This is a genomic window from Micromonospora sp. NBC_00860 (assembly GCF_045207375.1).
In the GTDB taxonomy this organism is placed as follows: domain Bacteria; phylum Actinomycetota; class Actinomycetes; order Mycobacteriales; family Micromonosporaceae; genus Micromonospora; species Micromonospora vinacea.
The window spans coordinates 5,712,447-5,734,535 of sequence record NZ_CP108825.1 but is presented as its reverse complement, the minus strand read 5'-3'; the positions used below and the strand labels follow the sequence as shown (position 1 = coordinate 5,734,535).

20 protein-coding genes and 1 pseudogene are annotated in these 22,089 nt (G+C 70.2%); all 21 read left to right on the top strand.

Translation table 11 applies throughout. The features are described 5' to 3' along the window. The first annotated feature begins 15 nt into the window (after positions 1-15). The 21 genes and pseudogenes from paaC (at position 16) to nuoL (ending at position 22,061) form a co-directional block, all read left to right on the top strand. The gene (paaC, locus tag OH804_RS26360; protein ID WP_406060174.1) at positions 16-741 is read left to right on the top strand and encodes a 1,2-phenylacetyl-CoA epoxidase subunit PaaC; all 726 of its coding nucleotides are present in this window, start codon (positions 16-18) and stop codon (positions 739-741) included. Then, positions 738-1,214: a 1,2-phenylacetyl-CoA epoxidase subunit PaaD gene (paaD, locus tag OH804_RS26355; protein WP_406060172.1), complete on the top strand. Its 477-nt coding sequence runs from the start codon at positions 738-740 to the stop codon at positions 1,212-1,214. Before paaC ends, paaD begins: the two co-directional genes overlap by 4 nt. After that, positions 1,211-2,320, top strand: a complete 1,110-nt coding sequence (gene paaE / locus OH804_RS26350; protein WP_406060170.1) for a 1,2-phenylacetyl-CoA epoxidase subunit PaaE — start codon at positions 1,211-1,213, stop codon at positions 2,318-2,320. Before paaD ends, paaE begins: the two co-directional genes overlap by 4 nt. After that, positions 2,317-2,718 (top strand): hypothetical protein, encoded by a 402-nt coding sequence (locus tag OH804_RS26345; protein WP_406060168.1) that lies wholly within the window; start codon positions 2,317-2,319, stop codon positions 2,716-2,718. Before paaE ends, OH804_RS26345 begins: the two co-directional genes overlap by 4 nt. 74 nt (positions 2,719-2,792) lie before the next feature. Next, positions 2,793-3,983 carry a cyclic dehypoxanthinyl futalosine synthase gene (mqnC, locus tag OH804_RS26340; protein WP_196920655.1) on the top strand — a complete coding sequence of 397 codons (1,191 nt, stop codon included), beginning with the start codon at positions 2,793-2,795 and terminating at the stop codon, positions 3,981-3,983. 374 nt (positions 3,984-4,357) lie between these two features. Then, positions 4,358-5,443 (top strand): annotated as a pseudogene (locus OH804_RS26335) (cell wall anchor protein); the annotation flags it as partial. A 738-nt stretch (positions 5,444-6,181) separates the two neighbouring features. Then, entirely contained in the window at positions 6,182-6,892 is a 711-nt protein-coding gene (locus OH804_RS26330) for a demethylmenaquinone methyltransferase (protein WP_196920656.1), read from the top strand. An 87-nt stretch (positions 6,893-6,979) separates the two neighbouring features. Further along, entirely contained in the window at positions 6,980-7,204 is a 225-nt protein-coding gene (locus OH804_RS26325) for a hypothetical protein (protein WP_196920657.1), read from the top strand. Positions 7,205-7,343: 139 nt separating this feature from the next. Then, on the top strand, positions 7,344-8,621 hold the full coding sequence (locus OH804_RS26320; RefSeq protein ID WP_406060165.1) for a geranylgeranyl reductase family protein: 1,278 nt from the start codon (positions 7,344-7,346) through the stop codon (positions 8,619-8,621). Positions 8,622-8,756: 135 nt separating this feature from the next. Next, complete coding sequence (locus OH804_RS26315; RefSeq protein ID WP_007454588.1) at positions 8,757-9,122, top strand: NADH-quinone oxidoreductase subunit A; 366 nt, start codon at positions 8,757-8,759, stop codon at positions 9,120-9,122. A 14-nt stretch (positions 9,123-9,136) separates the two neighbouring features. After that, positions 9,137-9,814, top strand: a complete 678-nt coding sequence (locus OH804_RS26310) for an NADH-quinone oxidoreductase subunit B family protein (RefSeq protein ID WP_088986765.1) — start codon at positions 9,137-9,139, stop codon at positions 9,812-9,814. After that, on the top strand, positions 9,811-10,548 hold the full coding sequence (locus OH804_RS26305) for an NADH-quinone oxidoreductase subunit C (protein WP_196920659.1): 738 nt from the start codon (positions 9,811-9,813) through the stop codon (positions 10,546-10,548). The genes OH804_RS26310 and OH804_RS26305 overlap by 4 nt, the downstream gene beginning before the upstream one ends. Beyond that, positions 10,545-11,870 (top strand): NADH-quinone oxidoreductase subunit D, encoded by a 1,326-nt coding sequence (locus OH804_RS26300; protein WP_196920660.1) that lies wholly within the window; start codon positions 10,545-10,547, stop codon positions 11,868-11,870. The genes OH804_RS26305 and OH804_RS26300 overlap by 4 nt, the downstream gene beginning before the upstream one ends. Continuing rightward, on the top strand, positions 11,867-13,066 hold the full coding sequence (nuoE, locus tag OH804_RS26295) for an NADH-quinone oxidoreductase subunit NuoE (RefSeq protein WP_196920661.1): 1,200 nt from the start codon (positions 11,867-11,869) through the stop codon (positions 13,064-13,066). Before OH804_RS26300 ends, nuoE begins: the two co-directional genes overlap by 4 nt. Beyond that, positions 13,063-14,379, top strand: coding sequence for an NADH-quinone oxidoreductase subunit NuoF (nuoF, locus tag OH804_RS26290; RefSeq protein WP_196920662.1), 1,317 nt, complete (start codon positions 13,063-13,065; stop codon positions 14,377-14,379). The genes nuoE and nuoF overlap by 4 nt, the downstream gene beginning before the upstream one ends. 55 nt (positions 14,380-14,434) lie before the next feature. Further along, a complete protein-coding gene (locus OH804_RS26285) occupies positions 14,435-16,942 on the top strand; it encodes an NADH-quinone oxidoreductase subunit G (RefSeq protein WP_406060161.1) in 2,508 nt (835 codons plus the stop codon). Between the two features lie 61 nt (positions 16,943-17,003). After that, positions 17,004-18,356, top strand: coding sequence for an NADH-quinone oxidoreductase subunit NuoH (gene nuoH, locus OH804_RS26280; protein WP_112585692.1), 1,353 nt, complete (start codon positions 17,004-17,006; stop codon positions 18,354-18,356). 1 nt (position 18,357) lies between these two features. Further along, on the top strand, positions 18,358-18,999 hold the full coding sequence (gene nuoI / locus OH804_RS26275; protein ID WP_196920665.1) for an NADH-quinone oxidoreductase subunit NuoI: 642 nt from the start codon (positions 18,358-18,360) through the stop codon (positions 18,997-18,999). Further along, positions 18,996-19,766 carry an NADH-quinone oxidoreductase subunit J gene (locus OH804_RS26270; protein WP_196920666.1) on the top strand — a complete coding sequence of 257 codons (771 nt, stop codon included), beginning with the start codon at positions 18,996-18,998 and terminating at the stop codon, positions 19,764-19,766. Before nuoI ends, OH804_RS26270 begins: the two co-directional genes overlap by 4 nt. Positions 19,767-19,823: 57 nt before the next feature. Beyond that, a complete protein-coding gene (gene nuoK, locus OH804_RS26265) occupies positions 19,824-20,123 on the top strand; it encodes an NADH-quinone oxidoreductase subunit NuoK (protein WP_030486270.1) in 300 nt (99 codons plus the stop codon). Positions 20,124-20,135: 12 nt separating this feature from the next. Beyond that, complete coding sequence (gene nuoL, locus OH804_RS26260) at positions 20,136-22,061, top strand: NADH-quinone oxidoreductase subunit L (RefSeq protein WP_406060158.1); 1,926 nt, start codon at positions 20,136-20,138, stop codon at positions 22,059-22,061. The last annotated feature ends 28 nt before the right edge of the window (positions 22,062-22,089 follow it).

The following is a 22,089-nucleotide window of genomic DNA, read 5'->3' as shown; positions in this document are numbered from 1 at the left end:
CAGCGAGGTGACGGCGTGAACGGGCCCTTCGACTTCACCCTCGCTCTCGCCGACGACGCGTTGGTCGCGGCCCAGCGGTTGGCCGAGTGGACCACTCGTGCCCCGGAGATGGAAGAGGACATCGCGCTGGCCAACATCGCCCTCGACCAGCTCGGCGCGGCGCGCCTGCTGCTGTCGTACGCGGGCGAGCTGGAGGGCGCCGGGCGCGACGAGGACGCGCTGGCGTACCTGCGCGACGACCGCGAGTTCCGCAACGCGCTACTGGTCGAGCTGCCCAACGGCGACTTCGCGGTAACGATGGCGAAGCTGTTCTTCCTGGCGGCGTACCAACTGCCGCTGTACACCGCGCTGGCCGGTTGCGCGGACGAGCGGTTGGCCGCGATCGGCGCGAAGGCGCGCAAGGAGTCGGCGTACCACCTGGACCACGGCGCGCTGTGGGTGAAGCGGCTCGGTGACGGCACCGAGGAGTCGCACCGTCGGATGCAGGCGGCCGTCGACCAGGTGTGGCCGTACACCCACGAGCTGTTCGCCGCGGACCCGGCGGCGCCGGTCGACCCGGCGACAGTGCGGCCGGCGTTCGACGAGGTCGTCGGCCCGGTGCTGGCCGAGGCGACGCTCACCCAGCCGGATGGTGCCTGGGCCCCGGCCGGCGGGCGGACCGGTGTGCACACCGAGCACCTGGCCTACCTGCTCGCCGAGATGCAGGTGCTGCACCGCGCCCACCCCGGAGCTAGGTGGTGAGTGACGCGAGGACGGCCGCCGCCAGCGTCGTGGACCCGGAGATCCGGGTCATCACCATCGACGAGCTGGGAATCCTGCGCGCGGTCGAGGAGGATCCGGCCACTGGCCGGGTCACCGTCACCATCACCCCGACCTACACCGGTTGCCCGGCGATGGACGTGATCCGGGCCGACATCCGCCGCGCGCTCGCCGCCGCCGGCCACCCTGACGCTGAGGTCCGGACCGTCTACAGCCCACCGTGGAGCACCGACTGGATCTCCGAGGGTGGGCGGGCCAAGCTCGCCGCCGCCGGGATCGCCCCGCCGGCCCCGGTACGCACCGCCGGCGTCGTGTCAGTGACGCTCGCGGTCCGCTGCCCGCAGTGCGGTTCACCGGAGACCGAGCAGGTCAGCCGGTTCGGTTCCACAGCGTGCAAGGCGTTGTGGCGGTGCCGTTCCTGCTCCGAACCCTTCGACCACCTGAAGGCGCTGTGACTGTCACCATCACCCGCCCGGTTCGCCGCCGGCCGGTCTTCCACCCGTTGTCCGTCGCCGCCGTCGACAGGGTCACCGACGACTCCGTGGCGGTGACCTTCGCCGTACCCGAGGAACTGCGGGAGACCTTCGCGTTCCGCGCCGGCCAGCACCTCACCGTGCGGCGAGTCGCTGAGGACGGCGCGGACGTGCGCCGGTCGTACTCGATCTGCTCCACCCCCGACGACCTGGCCCGGCACGGCCGGTTGCGGATCGGGGTGCGGGAGATCCCCGGCGGCGCCTTCTCGGCGTTCGCCTGCGGGGCGCTGCGCGGGGGCGACACCGTCGAGGTGCTGCCGCCGCTGGGCACCTTCACCACGGCGTTCGCGCCGGACCGGGTGCGGCACTACGGCGCGGTCGTCGCCGGCTCCGGCATCACGCCGGTGCTCGGGCTGGTCGCGACCGCCCTGGCCGTCGAGCCGGCCAGCACCTTCACCCTCGTGTACGGCAACCGCACGGCGAACACCGTGATGTTCGCCGAGGAGTTGGCCGACCTGAAGGACCGTTACCCCACCCGGCTGCACCTGGTGCACGTCCTCTCCCGGGAACAGGGCGAGTCGCCGCTGCTCTCCGGTCGGATCGACGCCGAGCGACTGAGCCGGTTGCTGGGCACCATCGTGCCGGGCGACCTGATCGAGGAGTGGTTCCTCTGCGGCCCGTACGGCATGGTGGTCGACGTCCGGGACGTGCTGACCGCACGCGGGCTGCCCGAGTCGGCGGTGCACACCGAGCTGTTCCACGTCGACACGCCGCCGGAGCCGGTGCGCCGACCCGTCGAGCAGGCGGGCGCCGGGGCCGAGGTGACCATCGTGCTGGACGGAAGGTCGTCGAGCTTCACCATGGGCCGCGAGGAACGGGTGCTTGACGCCGCGTTGAAGGTGCGCGGCGAGCTGCCGTACGCCTGCAAGGGTGGCGTCTGCTCGACCTGCAAGGCGAAGGTCGTCGACGGGGCGGTCACGATGGCCCGCAACTACGCGCTGGAGCCCGACGAGCTGGCCGCCGGCTACGTGCTGACCTGCCAGTCCAGCCCGACCACCGACAAGCTCACTGTCGACTACGACGCATGACGGCGCCGAACGACAGGGAGTTCGTCGAGCGGTTCGCCGAGGTCACCGGAGGACGGCGTCCGACCAGCTACGTGGAGGGGTGGGAGCAGTTCGTCGAGTTCTGCGAGGAGGGCTACGACGACATCCTCGACGAGTACTGGTCCGACCTCAGCATCCGGGACGCCATCGAGAGGGTACTGACCGACGAACGGTTGTTCGGCTTTCCGCAGATGGGGTGGGTCCGGGAGCGGATCGGGGCGGCGGACGAGCGGTTTCGAGCGCTGCTCTCCGAGCAGCCGATGCCGGGGGGCTCCGAGCGTCCGTGGTGGGAGGCGTACGTGCCGGCGTGGGCGGGGCCGGAGCTTGCGGCGGAGCTACGGGACAGCTACGGCATACACGTCGAGGTACGCGAGAGCTGACGGCGGCTGTGGGACGTGCCGCACCCCACCGGGGTCCGGCGGTCGAGTCGGGTGGGCCGACGTAGGCTCGGGGTGTGACGGTGAGCCGGGAGATCGACGACATCCTGCAGCGCGGCGCGGACGGCGGGCGGATCACGCCCGAGGAGGCGCTGCTGCTCTACACCGAGGCGCCCTTCCACGCGTTGGGCGAGGCGGCGGACGCGGTGCGTCGGCGACGCTACCCGGACAACGTCGTCACGTACCTGATCGACCGCAACATCAACTACACGAACGTCTGCGTGACGGCGTGCAAGTTCTGCGCCTTCTACCGCGCGCCCAAGCACAAGGAAGGGTGGACCCACCCGACCGAGGAGATCCTGCGCCGGTGCGGCGAGGCGGTCGAGCTGGGCGCCACCCAGGTGATGCTCCAGGGCGGGCACCACCCGGACTACGGCGTGGAGTACTACGAGGAGCTGTTCTCCTCGGTCAAGCAGGCGTACCCGCAGCTGGTCATCCACTCGATCGGCCCCAGCGAGATCCTGCACATGGCCAAGGTCTCCGGGGTGAGCCTGGACGAGGCCATCGCCCGGATCAAGACCGCCGGCCTGGACTCGATCGCCGGCGCCGGCGCGGAGATGCTGCCCGAGCGCCCCCGGAAGGCCATCGCGCCCCTCAAGGAGTCGGGCGAGCGCTGGCTGGAGGTCATGGAGCTGGCCCACCGGCAGGGCATCGAGTCGACAGCCACCATGATGATGGGCACCGGCGAGACGCACGCCGAGCGGATCGAGCACCTGCGCATGATCCGGGACGTGCAGGACCGCACCCGCGGGTTCCGGTCCTTCATCCCGTGGACGTACCAGCCGGAGAACAACCACCTGAAGGGCCGCACCCAGGCGACCACGCTGGAATACCTGCGGCTGGTCGCGGTGGCCCGGCTCTTCTTCGAGACCGTGCCGCACCTCCAGGCGTCCTGGCTGACCACCGGCAAGGACGTCGGGCAGCTCGCGCTGCACATGGGCGTGGACGACCTCGGCTCGATCATGCTGGAGGAGAACGTCATCTCCTCCGCCGGTGCCCGGCACCGCTCCAACCTGCACGAGCTGATCGGCATGATCCGCTCCGCGGACCGGATCCCCGCCCAGCGCGACACCCTCTACAACCGGCTCGCCGTGCACCACACGCCAGCCGACGACCCGACCGACGAGCGGGTGGTCTCGCACTTCTCCTCGATCGCGCTGCCCGGCGGCGGCGCGGGGAAGTCCCTCCCCCTGGTCGACGTCAGCTGACTGTCGACACCCGACCGTTCGGCTGATCGACGCTCATGCTCCCGCCGGATCACCCCGGCGGTACGGGTGGTCCCGGCCGCCGCAGCGTCAGGCTGTCCGGTGCGGGGCTGGTGGAGATGATCGTCGGCGGCTAGCGTCCCGGCTCATATCCGTCACCACCGTCGACGGATGGGGCTGTCCTCCATCGGCCCGCTGCGGGTCGTTCATATAACGCACGGCAGTACGGGCGGGATGGGTGACCATCCCGCCCGTACTGTCTGCCCAGCTCAAACCGGACGGCTGAAAACGGGTCCGCCTGCTGGCGTGGAAGATCGGCCTCCGATAGCGTCCGCTCGTTCCGCAACCATTCTTTCTTCCCTACCCCCGGGGGACTGATGACAGCGTTCCACCGCTCGACGCTGGTTCGCGCCAGTGTCGTGGCGCTGCTGGCGGCCGGCGGCATCGCCGCCGTGGCCGCCCCAGTGCTGGCGGCCGAGGAGGCCGATCTGGCTCTGGTGCCGCTCAGCTACAACCTGGCCAAGGGTGTCACGGAGGCCAGGAGCAAGCCGTTCAAGTTCACTGTCGACAACACCCGGAGCGAGGAAGACGCCAAGGGTGTCAGTTACACGGTGGACACCAGCAAGCTGAAGACGAACAAGGTCCGGGTCGTGGTGCCCGACGGCTGCCGGGTGAACGGCAAGAAGTTCACCTGCCGCCTCGGCGACCTGGCCGCCGGCACCAGCGAGGACTTCGGTATTCCGATCTTCTCCACCGGTGGTAAGGGCGCCGCCGGCACCCTGGTGGTCACCATCCGCTCGGCCACCGAGGACCCCAACGAGGAAGACAACAGGGTCGAGCACGACATCACCGTCACCGAGCCGGGGTACGACCTGACCAGCTGGGTGCAGGACGTCAACGCGAACGTCGTGCTGAACGGCGTCAACGGCGACGACCCCAACCTGCGGCCGGTGCGGCCGGGCGAGACGGTGCCTGTCGACTGGGCGGTCTACAACGACGGCAGCCGTAAGGCCACCGGCCTCGCCTACGTGCTGACCCTGCCGGCGGGCGTCACCTTCGACACCCTGCCGGACACCTGCATCACGCAGACCTTCGGCGTCGCTCAGGCGCTCTGCCAGGACGACGGCGCGGTGATCCGGCCCGGTGACTACTACACGGCGGACATCAAGGTGACAGTCGGCGCTGACGTCACCGAGCCGGTGCTGCGGGTCGGCGAGCTGGTGGCGCACGGTCTGGACGCGGCAGCCGGCAAGCCCGAGGAGCAGCCGCGACGGGCCAGCACCGCTCAGCGGAAGGCCTTCACCGAGGTCGACGAGGGCGACAACCAGGCGATCTTCGACGTCTTCGTCGACCTGGCCGTGGACCCGACTCCGACGCCGACGGTCACGCCGACGGATTCGCCGACGCCGACGCCGACGCTCACGCCGACCGGGTCGCCGACCCCGACCCCGACGGTCACGCCGACGGAGACGCCGACCCCGACGGAGACGCCAACGCCGACTCCGACGCCGACGGTCACGCCGACGGAGACGCCGACGCCGACGGTCACGCCGACGCCGACGCCGACAGTCACCCCGACGGAGACGCCGAGGCCGACGATGACGCCGACCCCGACGGAGACCCCGACCCCGACGGAGACGCCGACGCCGAGGCCGACGGTCACCCTGACGCCGACGGTCACCCCGACGGAGACGCCGACCCCGACGCCGACCCCGACGGTCACGCCGACCCCGACCGCGACGGCCACCCAGACCGCGACGGCCAGCCCGACGCCGAACCCGAGCGGTACGCCGACGCCGGGCACCACCGTCTCGCCGGGCGCCGGTGGCGGCTCCGGCGGTGGCGGCACGGGCGGTGGCGGCCTGCCGGTGACCGGTGTGCAGGTCGGCCTGATCGGTGGGATCGGCATCGTCATCCTGCTCGTGGGCGGGGTGCTGCTGGTGCTCACCCGTCGCCGCAAGGTGGTCCTGGTTTCGCCGGCCGACGAGAAGTCGACCGACTGACACCGACGCCCTGACCGGGGCGCGCGGAAGAGGCGCGACCGCGACGGGTCGCGATGGCAACAGGCGTTCTGACCGAGGTGTCACGAACGCAGGCACGACGTGAGGGCGGGGTGGGCGACCACCCCGCCCTTTCGCGTACGGGTGCGTGCCGCGCCACCCAGCGAGCGTCGGTTGGCGGGCGGCTGGCAGAGTGAAGGGGTGAGCCGTACCCCGCAGGGCCAGCGCGCCAGTCTGGACAAGCAGCCGCACGAGGTCGCCGCGATGTTCGACGGCGTGGCAGAGCGTTACGACCTGACCAACACGGTGATCTCGCTGGGCCAGGACCGCTCCTGGCGCCGGGCCACCCGGGCGGCGCTCGGGCTGCGGCCGGGCGAGCGGGTGCTGGACGTGGGCGCGGGCACCGGCGTCTCGACGCGCGAGCTGGCCCAGTCCGGGGCGTACGCGGTCGGGGTCGACCTGTCGCTGGGCATGCTGCACACCGGTAAGCGGGCCCGGCCCGAGGTGCCGCTGCTGGCCGGAGACGCGCTGCGGCTGCCGTTCGCCGACGCCAGTTTCGACGCGGTGACCATCTCCTTCGCGTTGCGCAACGTCAACGACACCGACGCGGCGCTGCGTGAGCTGGCCCGGGTGACCCGGCCGGGGGGCCGGCTGGTGGTCTGCGAGTTCAGCACCCCGGTCAACCCGGTCTTCCGGACGGTCTACCTGTCGTACCTGATGCGGTCGTTGCCGGCGGTGGCCCGCACGGTGTCGAGCAACCCCGAGGCGTACGTCTATCTCGCCGAGTCGGTTCGGGCCTGGCCGGCGCAGTCCGCGCTGGCCGGCCGGGTGGCCGCGGCCGGGTGGGGGCGCGTGGCGTGGCGCAACCTGACCGGTGGTGTGGTGGCCCTGCACCGGGGGATCCGCGAGTAGCGGACGGACCGCACCACCGGGCACGGACATTAGTCAGGTTTCGCTAATATCAGCCTTTAGTCCACTTTGCCCCGTACGCTCGATCGCATGACCGGAGCAGACCCGGCGGACCCGGTGGCCGCCACCGACGACGACGCGGCCGAACTCATCGCCCAGTTGCGCGAGTTGGCCGGGGCCGACCCGGTGGAGGTCCGGCAGGTGGTCGCCGAGGTGTTGGCGGCGCTGGACCGCGCGGCGGGCGGAGCGCTCCGGGAGCATCTGCCGGAGACGATCCGGGTCGACGCGGGCCTGGACGCCGCCAGCTCGACCTGACACCTGACTGCTGTGGACGGTGGTGGGCTGTCACATCGGCGAGTTAGGTACCCCTGATCCTGCGCTGGTATGACGCCGGTCATACACTCGTCCCGTCTGGCTTGTGAAGCATTTCACGAGCGTGCGGGAGGAGGCGCGAATGACCGCGGTGGAACACGACGCCGACGTCATTGTCGTGGGCGCCGGTCCCGGTGGATCAGCGACTGCGTACCACCTGGCCCGGCACGGCGTACGGGTGCTGTTGTTGGAGAAGACCGAGTTCCCCCGGGAGAAGGTCTGCGGCGACGGGCTGACCCCGCGCGCGGTGCGCCAGCTCATCCGGATGGGTGTGGACACCTCGCCCGAGGCCGGCTGGCTGCACAACCGCGGCCTGCGGGTCATCGGTGGTGGGGTGCGCCTCGAACTGGACTGGCCGGAGCTGGCCAGCTTCCCCAACTACGGTCTGGTGCGCACCCGACTGGACTTCGACGACCTGCTCGCCCAGCGGGCGGTGGCCGCCGGCGCGAAGCTGCGGACCAGCGTCAACGTCCTGGGCCCGGTGCTCGACGACGATGGCCGCGTCACCGGTGTCGAGGCGGAGGTCGGTCCGGGCAAGGAGCCCACCACCTTCCGTGCCCCGCTGGTCGTCGCGGCGGACGGCGTCTCCGGCCGCTTCCCGCTCGCGCTCGGGCTGGCCAAGCGGGAGGACCGGCCGATCGGCGTGGCCGTCCGCCGCTACTACCGCTCGCCGGCCAAGCACGAGGACAACTACCTGGAGTCCTGGCTGGAGCTGCGCAGCAAGGACAGCGGCGACAACCTGCTGCCCGGGTACGGCTGGATCTTCGGCCTCGGTGACGGGCGGGTCAACGTCGGCCTCGGCGTGCTCAACTCGTCCTCGGCGTTCGGCAAGACCAACTACCGCCGGCTGCTCACCGACTGGCTCGCCAACACCCCGGAAGACTGGGGGATGACCGACGAGACGAACGCCGACGGCCCGATCCTCGGTGCTGCGCTGCCGATGGGCTTCAACCGGGTGCCGCACTACACCCGTGGCGTGCTGCTGGTCGGTGACTCGGGCGGCATGGTCAACCCGTTCAACGGTGAGGGCATCGCGTACGCGATGGAGTCCGGCGAACTGGCCGCGGAGGCCATGGTCCAGGCCCTCGCCCGGCCGGCCGGCCCGGAGCGGGAGCGGGCGCTGATGGCGTACCCGAACGAGCTGAAGGCCCGACTCGGCGGTTACTACCGGTTGGGCGGCATCTTCGTGAAACTGATCGGCCGCCCGGAGATCATGCGGATCGCCACCAAACACGGCATGCCGCACCCGACGCTGATGCGTTTCGTCCTCAAGCTGTTGGCCAACCTGACCGACCCGCGTGGCGGGGATGCGATGGACCGGGTCATCAACGCGATGACGAAGGCAGCCCCAGCCGTATAAGTAGGACGGCATCGGTGCTGGTCACAGCCCCGATGCCGACAAAGATCGACCCCCGCCGACTGCCACTGCGAGGGACGTGAATAGTGTGATTTTCGTCAAGCACCGAGGGCAGGGAAGGACGAGCAGGAGAAAACGATGTCGCTCTCGCCTTACGCACCGATCATCGGGCTGTTCGCCCTCGCCGCGGCGTTCTCGCTGTTTTCCGTTGGCGCCGCCCGCTTCGCCGGTCCCCGTCGCTACAACAAGGCCAAACTCGAGGCTTACGAGTGCGGCATCGAGCCCAGCCCGCAGCCGGTCGGCGGCGGGCGGTTCCCGATCAAGTTCTACCTGACGGCGATGCTCTTCATCGTCTTCGACATCGAGATCATCTTCCTCTACCCCTGGGCGGTCTCGTTCGACGCTCTGCCGATCTTCGGCTTCGTGGAGATGGTCCTGTTCATCGTCGCGGTCTTCGTTGCGTACGCCTACGTGTGGCGGCGCGGCGGCCTGGACTGGGACTGAGGAAGGAACGTCAGATGGGCATCGAGGAGAAGCTTCCCGCCGGCGTCCTGCTCACCTCGGTGGAGAAGCTGGTCAACTGGTCTCGGAAGTCGTCCGTGTGGGGCGCCACCTTCGGCCTGGCCTGCTGCGCCATCGAGATGATGGCCGCCGGTGGTCCGCACTACGACATGGGCCGCTGGGGCATGGAGGTCTTCCGGGCGTCGCCCCGGCAGGCCGACCTGATGATCGTGGCCGGCCGGGTGAGTCAGAAGATGGCCCCGGTGCTGCGCCAGATCTACGACCAGATGGCCGAGCCGCGCTGGGTGCTCTCGATGGGCGTCTGCGCCAGCAGCGGCGGCATGTTCAACAACTACGCGATCGTGCAGGGCGTCGACCACGTGGTGCCGGTCGACATGTACCTCCCCGGCTGCCCGCCCCGGCCGGAGATGCTCATCGACGCGATCCTCAAGCTCCGCGAGAAGATCATGTACGAGCCGCTGGGCCCGAACGGTCGCAAGATGCTCGCTGCCCGCCAGGAGCGCGGTGACGTTCCGGTAGTGCCCTACGGCTCGATGCCCTCCTCGTACCGCAGCGACAAGGCGCGGCGCGCCGAGTGGACCCGGGCGGTCCGCGAGGGCCGCGAGGAGCAGCTGCGCATCGAGAACTGGATGAACGCTCAGAACCACCTCCACCCGCAGGTAGGCCCGAAATGACGTCACCCACGGACAAGCCAAACGACGGCGGGGTGCCGGTGCCGGTGGTGCCGGCCGGCGCCACCAGTGGTGCCCCCGCCGAGCTTCCGCCGGCCAGCCCGGCCGGTCGCGGGATGTTCGGCAACCAGGGCACCGGCGACGTGTCCGGTTACGGCGGCCTGGTCCGCCAGCGCCAGCCCATCGAGGAGGCGTCCCGCCCGTACGGGGGCTACTTCGACGAGGTCCGCGACGCGCTGGAGGAGGCGTACCCGGCCTTCGGTGACGCGATCGAGAAGGTAGTGGTCGACCGGGGTGAGCTGACCCTGCACGTACGCCCGGAGCGGATCGCCGAGGTCTGCCAGGTGATGCGGGACGACCTGGCGCTGCGGTTCGAGCTGTGCTCCTCGGTGTCCGGCGTGGACTACCTGGGCGCCGACGAACGCCGGCTGCACGTGGTCTACCTGCTCACCTCGATGACGTACCGGCGGCGGGTCCGGCTGGAGGCCGCGGTCTCCGTCGAGGCCCCGCACCTGCCCAGCGTGACCGCCGTCTACCCGACTGCGGACTGGCAGGAGCGCGAGGCGTACGACATGTTCGGCATCGTCTTCGACGGCCACCCCAGCCTGACCCGGATCCTGATGCCGGACGACTGGGAGGGCCACCCGCAGCGCAAGGACTACCCGCTCGGCGGCGTCCCCGTCGAGTACAAGGGCGCGGAGATCCAACCGCCGAACGAGCGGAGGTCGTACCAGTGACGACGTCGAACTACGCCAGCGAGCGCGAGACCGACGAGGGCCGGGTCTTCACCGTCACCGGTGGGGACTGGGACACGATCGTCGCGGGCACCGACCCGATCAACGACGAGCGGATCGTGGTCAACATGGGTCCGCAGCACCCGTCCACGCACGGGGTGCTGCGGCTGATCCTGGAGCTGGAGGGCGAGACGGTCCGTGAGGCCCGCTCGGTCGTCGGCTACCTGCACACCGGCATCGAGAAGAACCTCGAATACCGCAACTGGGTCCAGGGTTCGACGTTCGTGACCCGGATGGACTACCTCGCCCCGATCTTCAACGAGACGGCGTACGCCCTCGCGGTCGAGAAGCTGCTCGGCATCACCGACGACATCACCGAGCGGGCCACCACGATCCGCGTGCTGATGATGGAGCTCAACCGGATCTCGTCGCACCTGGTCTGGCTGGCCACCACCGGCATGGAGCTGGGCGCGATCTCGATCATGCTGTACGGCTTCCGCGAGCGGGAGTACATCCTCGACATCTTCGAGACCATCACCGGTCTGCGGATGAACCACGCGTACGTCCGGCCGGGCGGTGTGGCGCAGGACGTGCCGGACGACGCGATCGTCAAGATCCGCGAGTTCCTCAAGATGATGCCGAAGAAGCTCAAGGAGTACGAGGACCTTCTCTCCGGCCAGCCGATCTGGACCGAGCGGACGAAGAACGTCGCGGTGCTGGACGTCACCGGCTGCGTGGCCCTCGGCATCACCGGCCCGGTGCTGCGTTCCGCAGGCCTCGCCTGGGACCTGCGCAAGACCATGCCGTACTGCGGCTACGAGACGTACGAGTTCGACGTGCCGACCCACCCCGACGGTGACGTGTGGGGCCGCTACCAGGTCCGGCTCGCCGAGATCCGGGAGTCGATGAAGCTTGTCGAGCAGGCACTGGACCGGCTCCGCCCGGGCCCGGTGATGGTCGCCGACCGCAAGATCGCCTGGCCGGCGCAGCTGGCCATCGGCGTGGACGGCATGGGCAACTCGCTGGAGCACGTCGCGAAGATCATGGGTCAGTCGATGGAGTCGCTGATCCACCACTTCAAGCTGGTGACCGAGGGCTTCCGGGTCCCGCCCGGCCAGGTGTACGTCGCCATCGAGGCGCCCCGCGGCGAGTTGGGCGTCCACGCGGTCTCCGACGGCGGCACCCGGCCCTACCGGGTGCACTACCGGGAGCCGAGCTTCGTCAACCTGCAGGCCCTCCCGGCGATGGCCGAGGGCGGCCTGATCGCCGACGTGATCGCCGGCGGCGCCTCGTTGGACCCCGTGATGGGTGGTTGTGACCGATGACGACGACTTTCACTGACGAGACCCGGGAGCGGGCGCGCGAGATCATCGCCCGTTACCCGGCGGACCGGTCCCGCTCGGCGTTGCTGCCGCTGCTGCACCTGGTGCAGGCCGAAGAGGGGTACGTCTCCCCGGCCGGGGTGGCCTTCTGCGCGGAGGTGCTGGGGCTGAACAAGGCCCAGGTCGGCGCGGTGGCCACCTTCTACACGATGTACAAGCGCAAGCCGACCGGTGACTTCCTGGTCAGCGTCTGCACCAACACGATGTGCAACGTGCTCGGCGGCCAGGAGGTCTACGACACCCTTGCCGAGCACCTGGGCGTCGGGCACGACGAGACCACAGCGGACGGCACGATCACGCTGGAGCACGCCGAGTGCCTGGCGGCGTGCGACTACGGCCCGGTGATGACCGTCAACTACGACTTCTTCGACGGCGTGGACGCCTCCACCGCTGTCGGTGTGGTCGACGAGCTGCGGGCCGGTGGCCGGCCGATGCCGACCCGGGGCGCCCGGCTCTGCACCCTCAAGGAGATGGCGGTGCAGCTCGCCGGTTTCGCCGACGAGCGTGACGGCGCGGTCGCCGACGGCGGGCCGGGCGAGCCCACCCTGCGCGGGCTGCGACTGGCCCAGCAGCACGGCGTCTCCGTGCCGGGCTTCGACCCGAACACCCCGATCCGCAGCAAGGCCGAGGCCGACAAGGCCGCCGCTGAGGCGAAGGCGAAGGCGGAGGCCGCCAAGCCGGCGCCCGTCGAGGCCAGTGCGGCGCCGGTCAAGGGCGGCGACGGGGCGTCCGCCCCGACGGGGGCGGCCGGGGTCGCCGAGCCGGCGAAGCCGGCAGACGCCACCGGGCCGGCGAAGCCGGCAGACGCCACCGGCAGCACCACGCGGGACGTCAAGGCACCGGACGACAAGTCGCCGCAGGTGCGTACCGCCGAGACCCGGCAGCCGGACGCGGGCACCGCAGTGCCGGACGCCCCCGGCACCAAGGTCCCGACGGACGGCACCGGCACCGCGCCCGAGGCTGGCGACGCGCGGGCGGCCGAGGCCGCCGGCGTGGCGGCCAACGCGCCGGCCGGCGACGGCAAGCCCGCCGGCGACGAGGCCGGGGCGCAGGAGCGCAACCTCACCGAAGCGAAGGCTGGGACGGACGCCGACGGCGCCGGACCGGCGGACGCGAACGAAACGGGGGCCCAGAAGTGACCACTCCCCGCCCGGAGACGCTGGCCAAGCTGACGCCGGTGCTGACCAAGCGCTGGCTGTCGCCGGACGCCTGGCAGATCGGCACGTACGAGCAGCTGGACGGCTACGCCGCGCTGCGCAAGGCGCTCAAGGCCCACCCGGACGACCTGATCCAGCTCATCAAGGACTCCGGGCTGCGGGGCCGAGGTGGCGCAGGCTTCCCCACCGGCCTCAAGTGGGGCTTCATTCCGCAGGGCGACGGTAAGCCGCACTACCTGGTGGTCAACGCCGACGAGGGCGAGCCGGGCACCTGCAAGGACCTGCCGCTGATGACCCACGACCCGCACGCGCTGGTCGAGGGCGTGATCATCGCGTCGTACGCGATCCGGGCCGCCCGCGCCTACATCTACATCCGGGGCGAGGCGGTGCACGCCGCGCGCCGGCTGCGCAACGCGGTCCAGGAGGCGTACGACAAGGGTTACCTGGGCCGGAACATCCTGCGCAGCGGCTACGACCTGGAGCTGGTGGTGCACTCCGGCGCCGGGGCGTACATCTGCGGCGAGGAGACGGCGCTGCTGGACTCGCTGGAGGGGTTCCGGGGTCAGCCCCGGCTGCGCCCGCCGTTCCCGGCCACCCACGGCCTGTACGCGAGCCCGACTGTGGTGAACAACGTCGGCACCATCGCCAGCGTGCCGCCGATCGTGCTCGGTGGGGCCGACTGGTGGAAGAGCATGGGCACCGAGAAGTCCTCCGGGCCGATGATCTACTCGCTCTCCGGCCGGGTCGCCAACCCGGGCCAGTATGAGTGCTCGATGGGTGTCACGCTGCGCGAGCTGCTGGAGCTGGCCGGTGGCATGCAGCCCGGCCACAACCTGCGGTTCTGGACCCCGGGCGGCTCGTCCACCCCGCTGCTCGCCGCCGAGCACCTGGACGTGCCACTGGACTTCGAGGGGGTGGCGGCGGCCGGCTCGATCCTCGGCACCACTGCCACCCAGATCTTCTCCGACCAGGACTGCCCGGTCTACGCGACGTACCGGTGGCTGGAGTTCTACCACCACGAGTCGTGCGGCAAGTGCACCCCGTGCCGTGAGGGCAACTACTGGATGGTCCGCGTCTACCGGCGGATCCTCGCCGGTCAGGGCACCCACGAAGACCTGGACACCCTGCTGGACACCTGCGACAACATCCTCGGCCGCTCGTTCTGCGGCCTGGGTGACGGCGCGACCAGCTCGGTGACCTCCTCGCTGCAGTACTTCAAGCAGGACTACCTCGACTACATCGAGGGACGTACCGCGCCGAAGCTGTCGGACAAGCAACTGGTGGGGGCGCACTGATGAGCGCGAGGAACGAGCTTGCGAGTCCCGCAGTCGCGAATGGAGGGCGGCTCTGATGACTGACGTCGTAAAGGCCCCCGAGACCGTCACCCTCACCATCGACGGCGTCGAGGTCACCGCCCCCAAGGGGACGCTGCTGATCCGGGTCGCCGAGCAGATGGGCACCGAGATCCCCCGGTTCTGCGACCACCCGCTGCTGGCCCCGGCCGGCGCCTGCCGGCAGTGCCTGGTCGAGGTGGAGGGGCAGCGCAAGCCGGTGGCCTCCTGCACCCAGACCGTCGCCGACGGCATGGTCGTGCGGACCCAGATCACCTCTCCGGTGGCCAAGAAGGCGCAGGAGGGGGTGATGGAGCTGCTGCTGCTCAACCACCCGCTGGACTGCCCGATGTGTGACAAGGGCGGCGAGTGCCCGCTCCAGAACCAGGCGATGTCCACTGGCCGCACCGACTCGCGCTTCCACGAGCACAAGCGGGAGTACGAGAAGCCGATGGCGATCAGCAGCCAGGTGCTGCTGGACCGCGAGCGGTGTGTCCTCTGTCAGCGGTGCACCCGGTTCTCCGAGGAGATCGCCGGCGACAAGTTCATCGACCTGATGGGCCGGTCGTCCGCCGAGGAAATCAACATCTACCGGGACGACGCGTACGGCGAGGAGGGCGACGCCGGCGACGTTCCGTTCAACTCCTACTTCTCCGGCAACACCGTCCAGATCTGCCCGGTGGGCGCGCTGACCGGTGCCCAGTACCGCTTCCGCGCCCGGCCGTTCGACCTGGTCTCCAGCCCGAGCGTCTGCGAGCACTGCTCTGCCGGCTGCGGGCAGCGCACCGACTGGCGGCGTGGCAAGGTGCTGCGCCGGCTGGCCGGCGACGAGCCCGCGGTGAACGAGGAGTGGAACTGCGACAAGGGCCGCTGGGGCTTCCAGTACACCCGCGCCGCCGACCAGCTGACCACTCCGCTGGTCCGCGACGAGCACACCGGTGAGCTGCGCGAGGCGTCCTGGAGCGAGGCGCTCACCGTCGCCGCCGAGGGGCTGCACATCGCGCGGGAGAGCGGGCAGGGCACGGCGGTGCTCACCGGCGGTCGGCTGACCGTCGAGGACGCGTACGCGTACGCCAAGTTCGCCCGGGTCGCGTTGAACACGAACGACATCGACTTCCGGGCCCGGCCGGTCTCTCGCGAGGAGGCCGACTTCCTGGCCAGCTCGGTCGCCGGGGTCACCGACGTCACCTACACCGACGTGGAGAACGCGCCGGCGGTGGTGCTTGTCGGCCTGGAGCCCGAGGAGGAGTGCCCGATCCTCTTCCTGCGCCTGCGCAAGGCGTACCTGAAGAAGACCCTGACGGTGTACGCGCTGGCGCCCTTCGCCACCCGCGGCCTGGAGAAGCTCGGTGCCAAGCTGGCCCGGGTGGTTCCGGGCGAGGAGGCCAGCGTGCTCGCCGAGCACGCCACTGTCAGCGAGGCGCTGAGCGCACCGGGCGCGATCCTGATCGTCGGTGAGCGGTTGGCCTCCGTGCCGGGTGGGCTCTCCGCCGCGGCCGACGTGGCCCGGCGTACCGGCGCGAAGTTGGCCTGGGTGCCGCGGCGCGCGGGTGACCGCGGCGCTGTCGACGCGGGTTGCCTGCCCAACCTGCTCCCCGGTGGACGGCTGGTCACCGAGCCGGCCGCCCGGGCCGAGCTGGGTGAGGCGTGGGACATCCCGGCCGGGGTGATCCCGAGCCAGGCCGGCCGGGACACCGACGGCATCCTGAGCGCGGCCGCCAACGGGCAGCTCGGCGCGCTGGTCGTCGGCGGTGTCGACCCGGCCGACCTGGCCGACCCGCGACTGGCGGAGGCCGCCCTGGACGCGGTGCCGTTCCTGGTCAGCCTCGAACTGCGCGCCAGCGCGGTGACCCGGCGCGCGAACGTGGTGCTGCCTGTCGCCCCGGTGGCCGAGAAGGCCGGCAGCTTCCTGGACTGGGAGGGTCGGCTGCGCCCGTTCGAGGCGGTGCTGAACACCGCCGCGATGACCGACGGCCGGGTGCTCGACGCACTGGCAGCGCTGCTCGACGTGCGCCTCGGCACTGCCGACGTGCTGAGCGTGCGTCGCGAGCTGGCCACGCTGCCGGCGACGCGGATGTCCCGACCGACCGCGCCGTCGGTAGCGCCGGGCCGGGTGCCGGAGCCGAAGGCCGGGGAGGCCGTGCTGGCCACCTGGCACCAGCTGGTGGACCTCGGCACCCTGACCGAGGGCGACGAGAACCTCGCCGGAACCGCCCGTCCGCCGGTGGTCCGGCTGGGTAAGGGCACCGCCGAGGCGCTCGGTGTGGTCGACGGTGACGCGGTCACTGTCGGCACTGACCGGGGGGCGCTGACCCTGCCGGCGGAACTCACCGAGATGCCGGACGGCGTGGTCTGGCTGCCGACCAACTCACCCGGCTCGACAGTGCGGCGCAGCCTCGGGGCGACGTCCGGCGCGGTCGTCCGGATCTCCGTCCCCGCAACGGGTACGGCCATCCCGGCCGGACGTGTGGCGGCCGACGAGACCGGTCTCCCGGGTCCGCTCCTCAGTTCTGGGGGTAACCAGTGAGTGCGAGGAGTGAACGAGCGCAGCGAGTGAGCCCCGCAGTCGCGAACGAAAGGCGGGCACAGTGAGTCCGATCTACCTGGCCCAGGATCCGACGCTTGCCGACTTCGGTCGGGATCCGTGGTGGCTGGTCCTCGGCAAGATTGTCTTCGCGTTCGCCTTCGGTCTGCTGGCCACCCTGCTCGGCGTCTGGTTCGAACGGCGCGTGGTCGGCTACATGCAGGTGCGGCCAGGCCCCAACCAGGTCGGCCCGTTCGGCCTGCTGCAGACCCTCGCCGACGGCCTGAAGATGGCCTTCAAGGAGGACATCCTGCCGAAGGCGGCCGACAAGGTCGTCTACTTCTTCGCCCCGACCATCTCGGTGATCTGCGCGGTCACCGCCCTGTCGGTGGTGCCGTTCGGCCCGATGGTGAGCATCTTCGGTCACCACACGCCGTTGCAGGTCACCGATGTGCCGGTGGCGGTGCTGCTGCTGCTCGCCTGCTCCTCGATGGGCGTCTACGGCATCGTGCTGGGTGGCTGGGCCTCCGGCTCGACGTACCCGCTGCTGGGTGGTCTACGGTCGAGCGCCCAGATGATCTCCTACGAGGTCGCCATGGGGCTCAGCATCGTGGCGGTCTTCATGACCGCCGGCACGATGAGCACCAGCGGGATCGTCGCCGCTCAGGGCGACGGCACCCAGCTGACCGTCTTCGGCCAGACCATCCCGGCCCCGGGCTGGTACGCGATCCTGCTGCTGCCGAGCTTCATCATCTTCTTCATCGCCACCGTGGGTGAGACCAACCGGGCGCCGTTCGACCTGCCCGAGGCCGAGTCCGAGCTGGTCGCCGGCTTCATGACCGAGTACAGCTCGCTGAAGTTCGCGCTCTTCATGCTCAGCGAGTACGTCGCGATGGTGACCATGTCCGCTGTCACCACCACGCTGTTCCTGGGCGGTTGGCGGGCGCCCTGGCCGATCACCATCTGGGAGGGCGCCAACTCCGGTTGGTGGCCGATGCTCTGGTTCTTCGGCAAGGTGATCGCGCTGGTCTTCGTCTTCGTGTGGCTGCGCGGCACCCTGCCCCGGCTGCGGTACGACCAGTTCATGCGGCTCGGCTGGAAGGTGCTGCTGCCGATCAACCTGGTCTGGATCCTGGTCCTGTCGGGCCTGCGCTCCATCGAGGACTGGGACACCCGCGGCAAGGTGATCGCCGTCGGGATTCCGGCCGGCATCCTGCTGATCGCCACGATCTTCTGGCCCAGCCGGAAGCCGAAGCCGAAGCCGACGACGCAGGAACAGGTCGACAACCGGCCGCACGGGAGCTTCCCGCTGCCGCCGATGGATCTTCAGGTACCACCGAGCCCGCGTATCACGCGCGTGGTCGCCGAGCGGGAGCCGGCCAACATCGTTGCCGGCTCGGACTCCAGGGAGGTGTGACGTGGGCGCGATCACCGGAACGTTCAAGGGATTCGGTGTCACCTTCTCGCACATGTTCAGGAAGGTCGTCACCACCGACTATCCGTTCAAGCCGCCGGTGTCGGCGCCGCGCTACCACGGGCGGCACATCCTCAACCGGCACCCGGACGGCCTGGAGAAGTGCATCGGCTGCGAGCTGTGCGCCTGGGCCTGCCCGGCGGACGCGATCTACGTCGAGGGTGGCGACAACACCGACGAGCAGCGCTTCTCGCCGGGTGAGCGGTACGCCAGCATCTACCAGATCAACTACGCCCGGTGCATCTTCTGCGGGCTGTGCATCGAGGCCTGCCCGACCCGGTCGCTCACCATGAGCAACGAGTACGAGCTGGCCCGGGACAACCGGCAGGACCTGATCTTCACCAAGGAGCAGCTGCTCGCGCCGTTGCTCGAGGGCATGGAGCAGCCGCCGCACCCGATGCGGCTGGGCGACAGCGAGAAGGACTACTACGTCGGCGCGCTGGACAACCCGGGCACCTCCGCCGGTGCGGAGACGTCCCCGATGGGCCCCGGCCGCTACCAGGTCGAGGAGCACCCCGGCGTGACGTTCCCGGGCGCCGAGCAGGCCGCCCAGCGCGTCGCGGCCGGCAAGGGAGAGAAAGCATGACCACGTCTACGGTGCTGGCCGCGGCGGGTGGGGTGTCCGGCGGCGAGGAGGTCACCTTCTGGATCCTCGGGCCGCTCGCGCTCGTCGGCGCGATCGGGATGGTGGCCGCGCGCAACGCTGTGCACTCCGCGCTCTGGCTGGTGCTCACCATGCTCTGCCTGGGCGTGTTCTACGTGCTCCAGGCCGGGCCGTTCATCGGCATGGTGCAGATCATCGTCTACACCGGCGCGATCATGATGCTCTTCCTCTTCGTGCTGATGCTTGTCGGCCGGGACTCCACCGACTCGCTGATCGAGACGTTGCGTGGCCAGCGGGTCGCCGCGATCGTGCTGGGGCTGGGCTTCGCCGGCCTGGTCGGCGGCGCGCTCTACCGGGCGCTGCAGGGGACGACCGCTGTCGGCCTGGAGCAGGCCAACGCGGAGGGCAACGTGCAGGGCATCGCCCGACTGCTCTTCACCAAGTACGTCTTCGCGTTCGAGCTGACCTCGGCGCTGCTGATCACCGCGGCGGTCGGTGCCATGGTGCTCGCGCACATCGAGCGCCGCAAGGAGGACAAGGTCGACCAGGTGTCGACGATGAAGGCCCGTTTCGCGCCGGGTAACTACCCCGGCCCCAAGCCGGGCCCCGGCGTCTTCGCGACCTCGTCCTCGGTGGCCACCCCGGCCCGACTGCCGGACGGCCGGCTCTCCGAGCGAAGCACGCCGGACATCCTGCCGGTGCGGGAGTTGACCGCGCAGGAGACCACCCTGAAAGGTACGGACCGGTGAGCGCGAGGAGTGCAGCGAAGCGGAGCCCCGCAGTCGCGAACGAAAGCGAGTTCAGCCATGACGCCTGACTACTACCTGGTGCTCGCGGCGGTGCTGTTCACCATCGGCGCCGCCGGGGTGCTCGTCCGGCGCAACGCGATCGTGCTGTTCATGTGCGTGGAGCTGATGCTCAACGCGGCCAACCTGACGCTGGTCACCTTCAGCCGGATCAACGGTGACCTCAACGGCCAGATCATGGCGTTCTTCGTGATGGTGGTGGCGGCGGCCGAGGTCGTGGTCGGGCTCGCGATCATCATGTCCATCTTCCGGACGCGACGCTCGGCGAGTGTCGACGACGCCAACCTGCTCAAGTACTAGAGGGGTCCACCGGTGGAAGAGACTGTGGAATACGCCCAGGCCACGGGGCTGCTTGGGGGCGTCTGGCTGCTGGTGGCGATCCCGCTGGTCAGCGCGGCCATCCTGCTGCTGCTCGGCCGCCGGGCCGACCGCTGGGGGCACTGGTTGGGCGTCGCCGCCATCGGCGCCGCGTTCGTACTCGGCCTGAGCTTCTTCTTCCAGCTGCGTGGCCTGGAGAACAAGTCGGTCGAGCTGAGCCTCTGGGACTTCATCGCGGTCGGTGATCTGCGCGTCGACTTCGGCCTGCTCTTCGACCCGCTGGCCGCGGTCTTCGTACTGCTGATCACCGGGGTGGGTTTCCTGATCCACCTGTACGCGGTGGAGTACATGTCGCACGACGCCGGCCGTCGTCGGTTCTTCGCGTACTTCAACCTGTTCGTCGCGGCGATGCTGCTGCTGGTGCTCGGCAACAACTACGTGATGCTGTACTTCGGCTGGGAGGGCGTTGGTCTGGCGTCGTACCTGCTGATCTCCTTCTGGACCGAGCGGCCGAGCGCGGCCACCGCCGGCAAGAAGGCGTTCCTGATGAACCGGGTCGGCGACGCCGGCCTGGCCATTGGCATCTTCATCATGTTCGCCACCCTGGGCACCACCCAGTACGACGAGGTGTTCAACGGTGTCAGCGCGCTGACCGGCACCACGGTGCTGGTCCTCGGCCTGTTGCTGCTGCTCGGCGCGGCCGGCAAGTCCGGTCAGTTCCCGCTCCAGGCGTGGTTGCCGGACGCGATGGAGGGCCCGACCCCGGTGTCGGCGCTCATCCACGCCGCCACGATGGTCACCGCGGGCGTCTACCTGATCGCCCGGTCCAACCCGATCTTCTCGGCCAACTCGACGCTGCAACTCGTTGTGGTCAGCGTCGGCGCGCTCACCCTGCTGATCGGCTGCATCATCGGTGCGGCCAAGGACGACATCAAGCGGGTGCTCGCCTGGTCGACGGTGAGCCAGATCGGCTACATGTTCCTCGGTGTGGGCCTCGGCGGCGCGGCGTACGCGCTGGCCATCGTGCACCTGCTGGCGCACGGCTTCTTCAAGGCCAACATGTTCCTGGGCGCCGGTTCGGTCATGCACGGGATGAAGGACCAGGTCGACATCCGCCGCTTCGGTGGGCTTTCCAAGTACATGAAGATCACCTGGTTGACCTTCATGATGGGCTGGCTGGCCATCATCGGCATGTTCCCGTTCTCCGGCTTCTTCTCCAAGGAGCCGATCATCGTGGCAGCCTTCGAGCGGGACGACTGGACCGCCTGGCTCTTCGGCGGGGCGGCGCTGCTCGGCGCCGGGCTGACCGCGTTCTACATGACGCGGCTGTTCGTGCTCACCTTCCACGGCCCGCAGCGGTGGACCGAGGACATCGAGCACCCGCACGAGTCGCCGAAGCTGATGACCATCCCGCTGATCCTCCTGGCGGTCGGGTCGGTCGGTGCCGGCTTCCTGCTCGCCACGTCCGTTCCGGACTGGCTGACGGAGACCGCCGGGCTGGGCGGCGAGCACGCCGAGCACGAGGCGGTCCTCTCGCACGCCGTGATCACCACGCTGTCGCTGCTGGTCACCGTGCTCGGCGCCGGGCTCGCCTGGTTCCTGTTCCGGGCCGGTACGGCCACCGCGCCGCAGCCGGCCGGGGTGCTGGTCACCGCCGCCCGCCGCAACCTCTACACCGACACGGTCAACGAGGCGGTCTTCGAGAAGCCGGGCATCTTCCTCACCCGGGCGCTGGTGTACCTCGACAACCGGGGCATCGACGGGCTCGTCAACGGGCTCGCCGCAGCGGTCGGCGGGGGCTCGGGTCGCCTCCGCCGGATGCAGACCGGCTTTGTCCGCTCGTACGCCACCTCGATCCTGGCCGGTGCGCTGCTGGTGATGGCGGCGTTCCTGGCGGTGCAGGCGGGGTGGTTGGCGTGATCGACCTCTTTCCGGCCGCCCCCGCCGG

Bases quoted from the DNA above. Each gene is read 5' to 3' on its own strand.
- nuoK (WP_030486270.1), top strand. From the start codon at position 19,824: ATGACGCCTGACTACTACCTGGTGCTCGCGGCGGTGCTGTTCACCATC.
- OH804_RS26270 (WP_196920666.1), top strand. From the start codon at position 18,996: ATGACCACGTCTACGGTGCTGGCCGCGGCGGGTGGGGTGTCCGGCGGC.
- OH804_RS26320 (WP_406060165.1), top strand. From the start codon at position 7,344: ATGACCGCGGTGGAACACGACGCCGACGTCATTGTCGTGGGCGCCGGT.
- nuoE (WP_196920661.1), top strand. From the start codon at position 11,867: ATGACGACGACTTTCACTGACGAGACCCGGGAGCGGGCGCGCGAGATC.
- OH804_RS26325 (WP_196920657.1), top strand. From the start codon at position 6,980: ATGACCGGAGCAGACCCGGCGGACCCGGTGGCCGCCACCGACGACGAC.
- OH804_RS26315 (WP_007454588.1), top strand. From the start codon at position 8,757: ATGTCGCTCTCGCCTTACGCACCGATCATCGGGCTGTTCGCCCTCGCC.
- OH804_RS26310 (WP_088986765.1), top strand. From the start codon at position 9,137: ATGGGCATCGAGGAGAAGCTTCCCGCCGGCGTCCTGCTCACCTCGGTG.
- OH804_RS26305 (WP_196920659.1), top strand. From the start codon at position 9,811: ATGACGTCACCCACGGACAAGCCAAACGACGGCGGGGTGCCGGTGCCG.
- OH804_RS26285 (WP_406060161.1), top strand. From the start codon at position 14,435: ATGACTGACGTCGTAAAGGCCCCCGAGACCGTCACCCTCACCATCGAC.
- OH804_RS26345 (WP_406060168.1), top strand. From the start codon at position 2,317: ATGACGGCGCCGAACGACAGGGAGTTCGTCGAGCGGTTCGCCGAGGTC.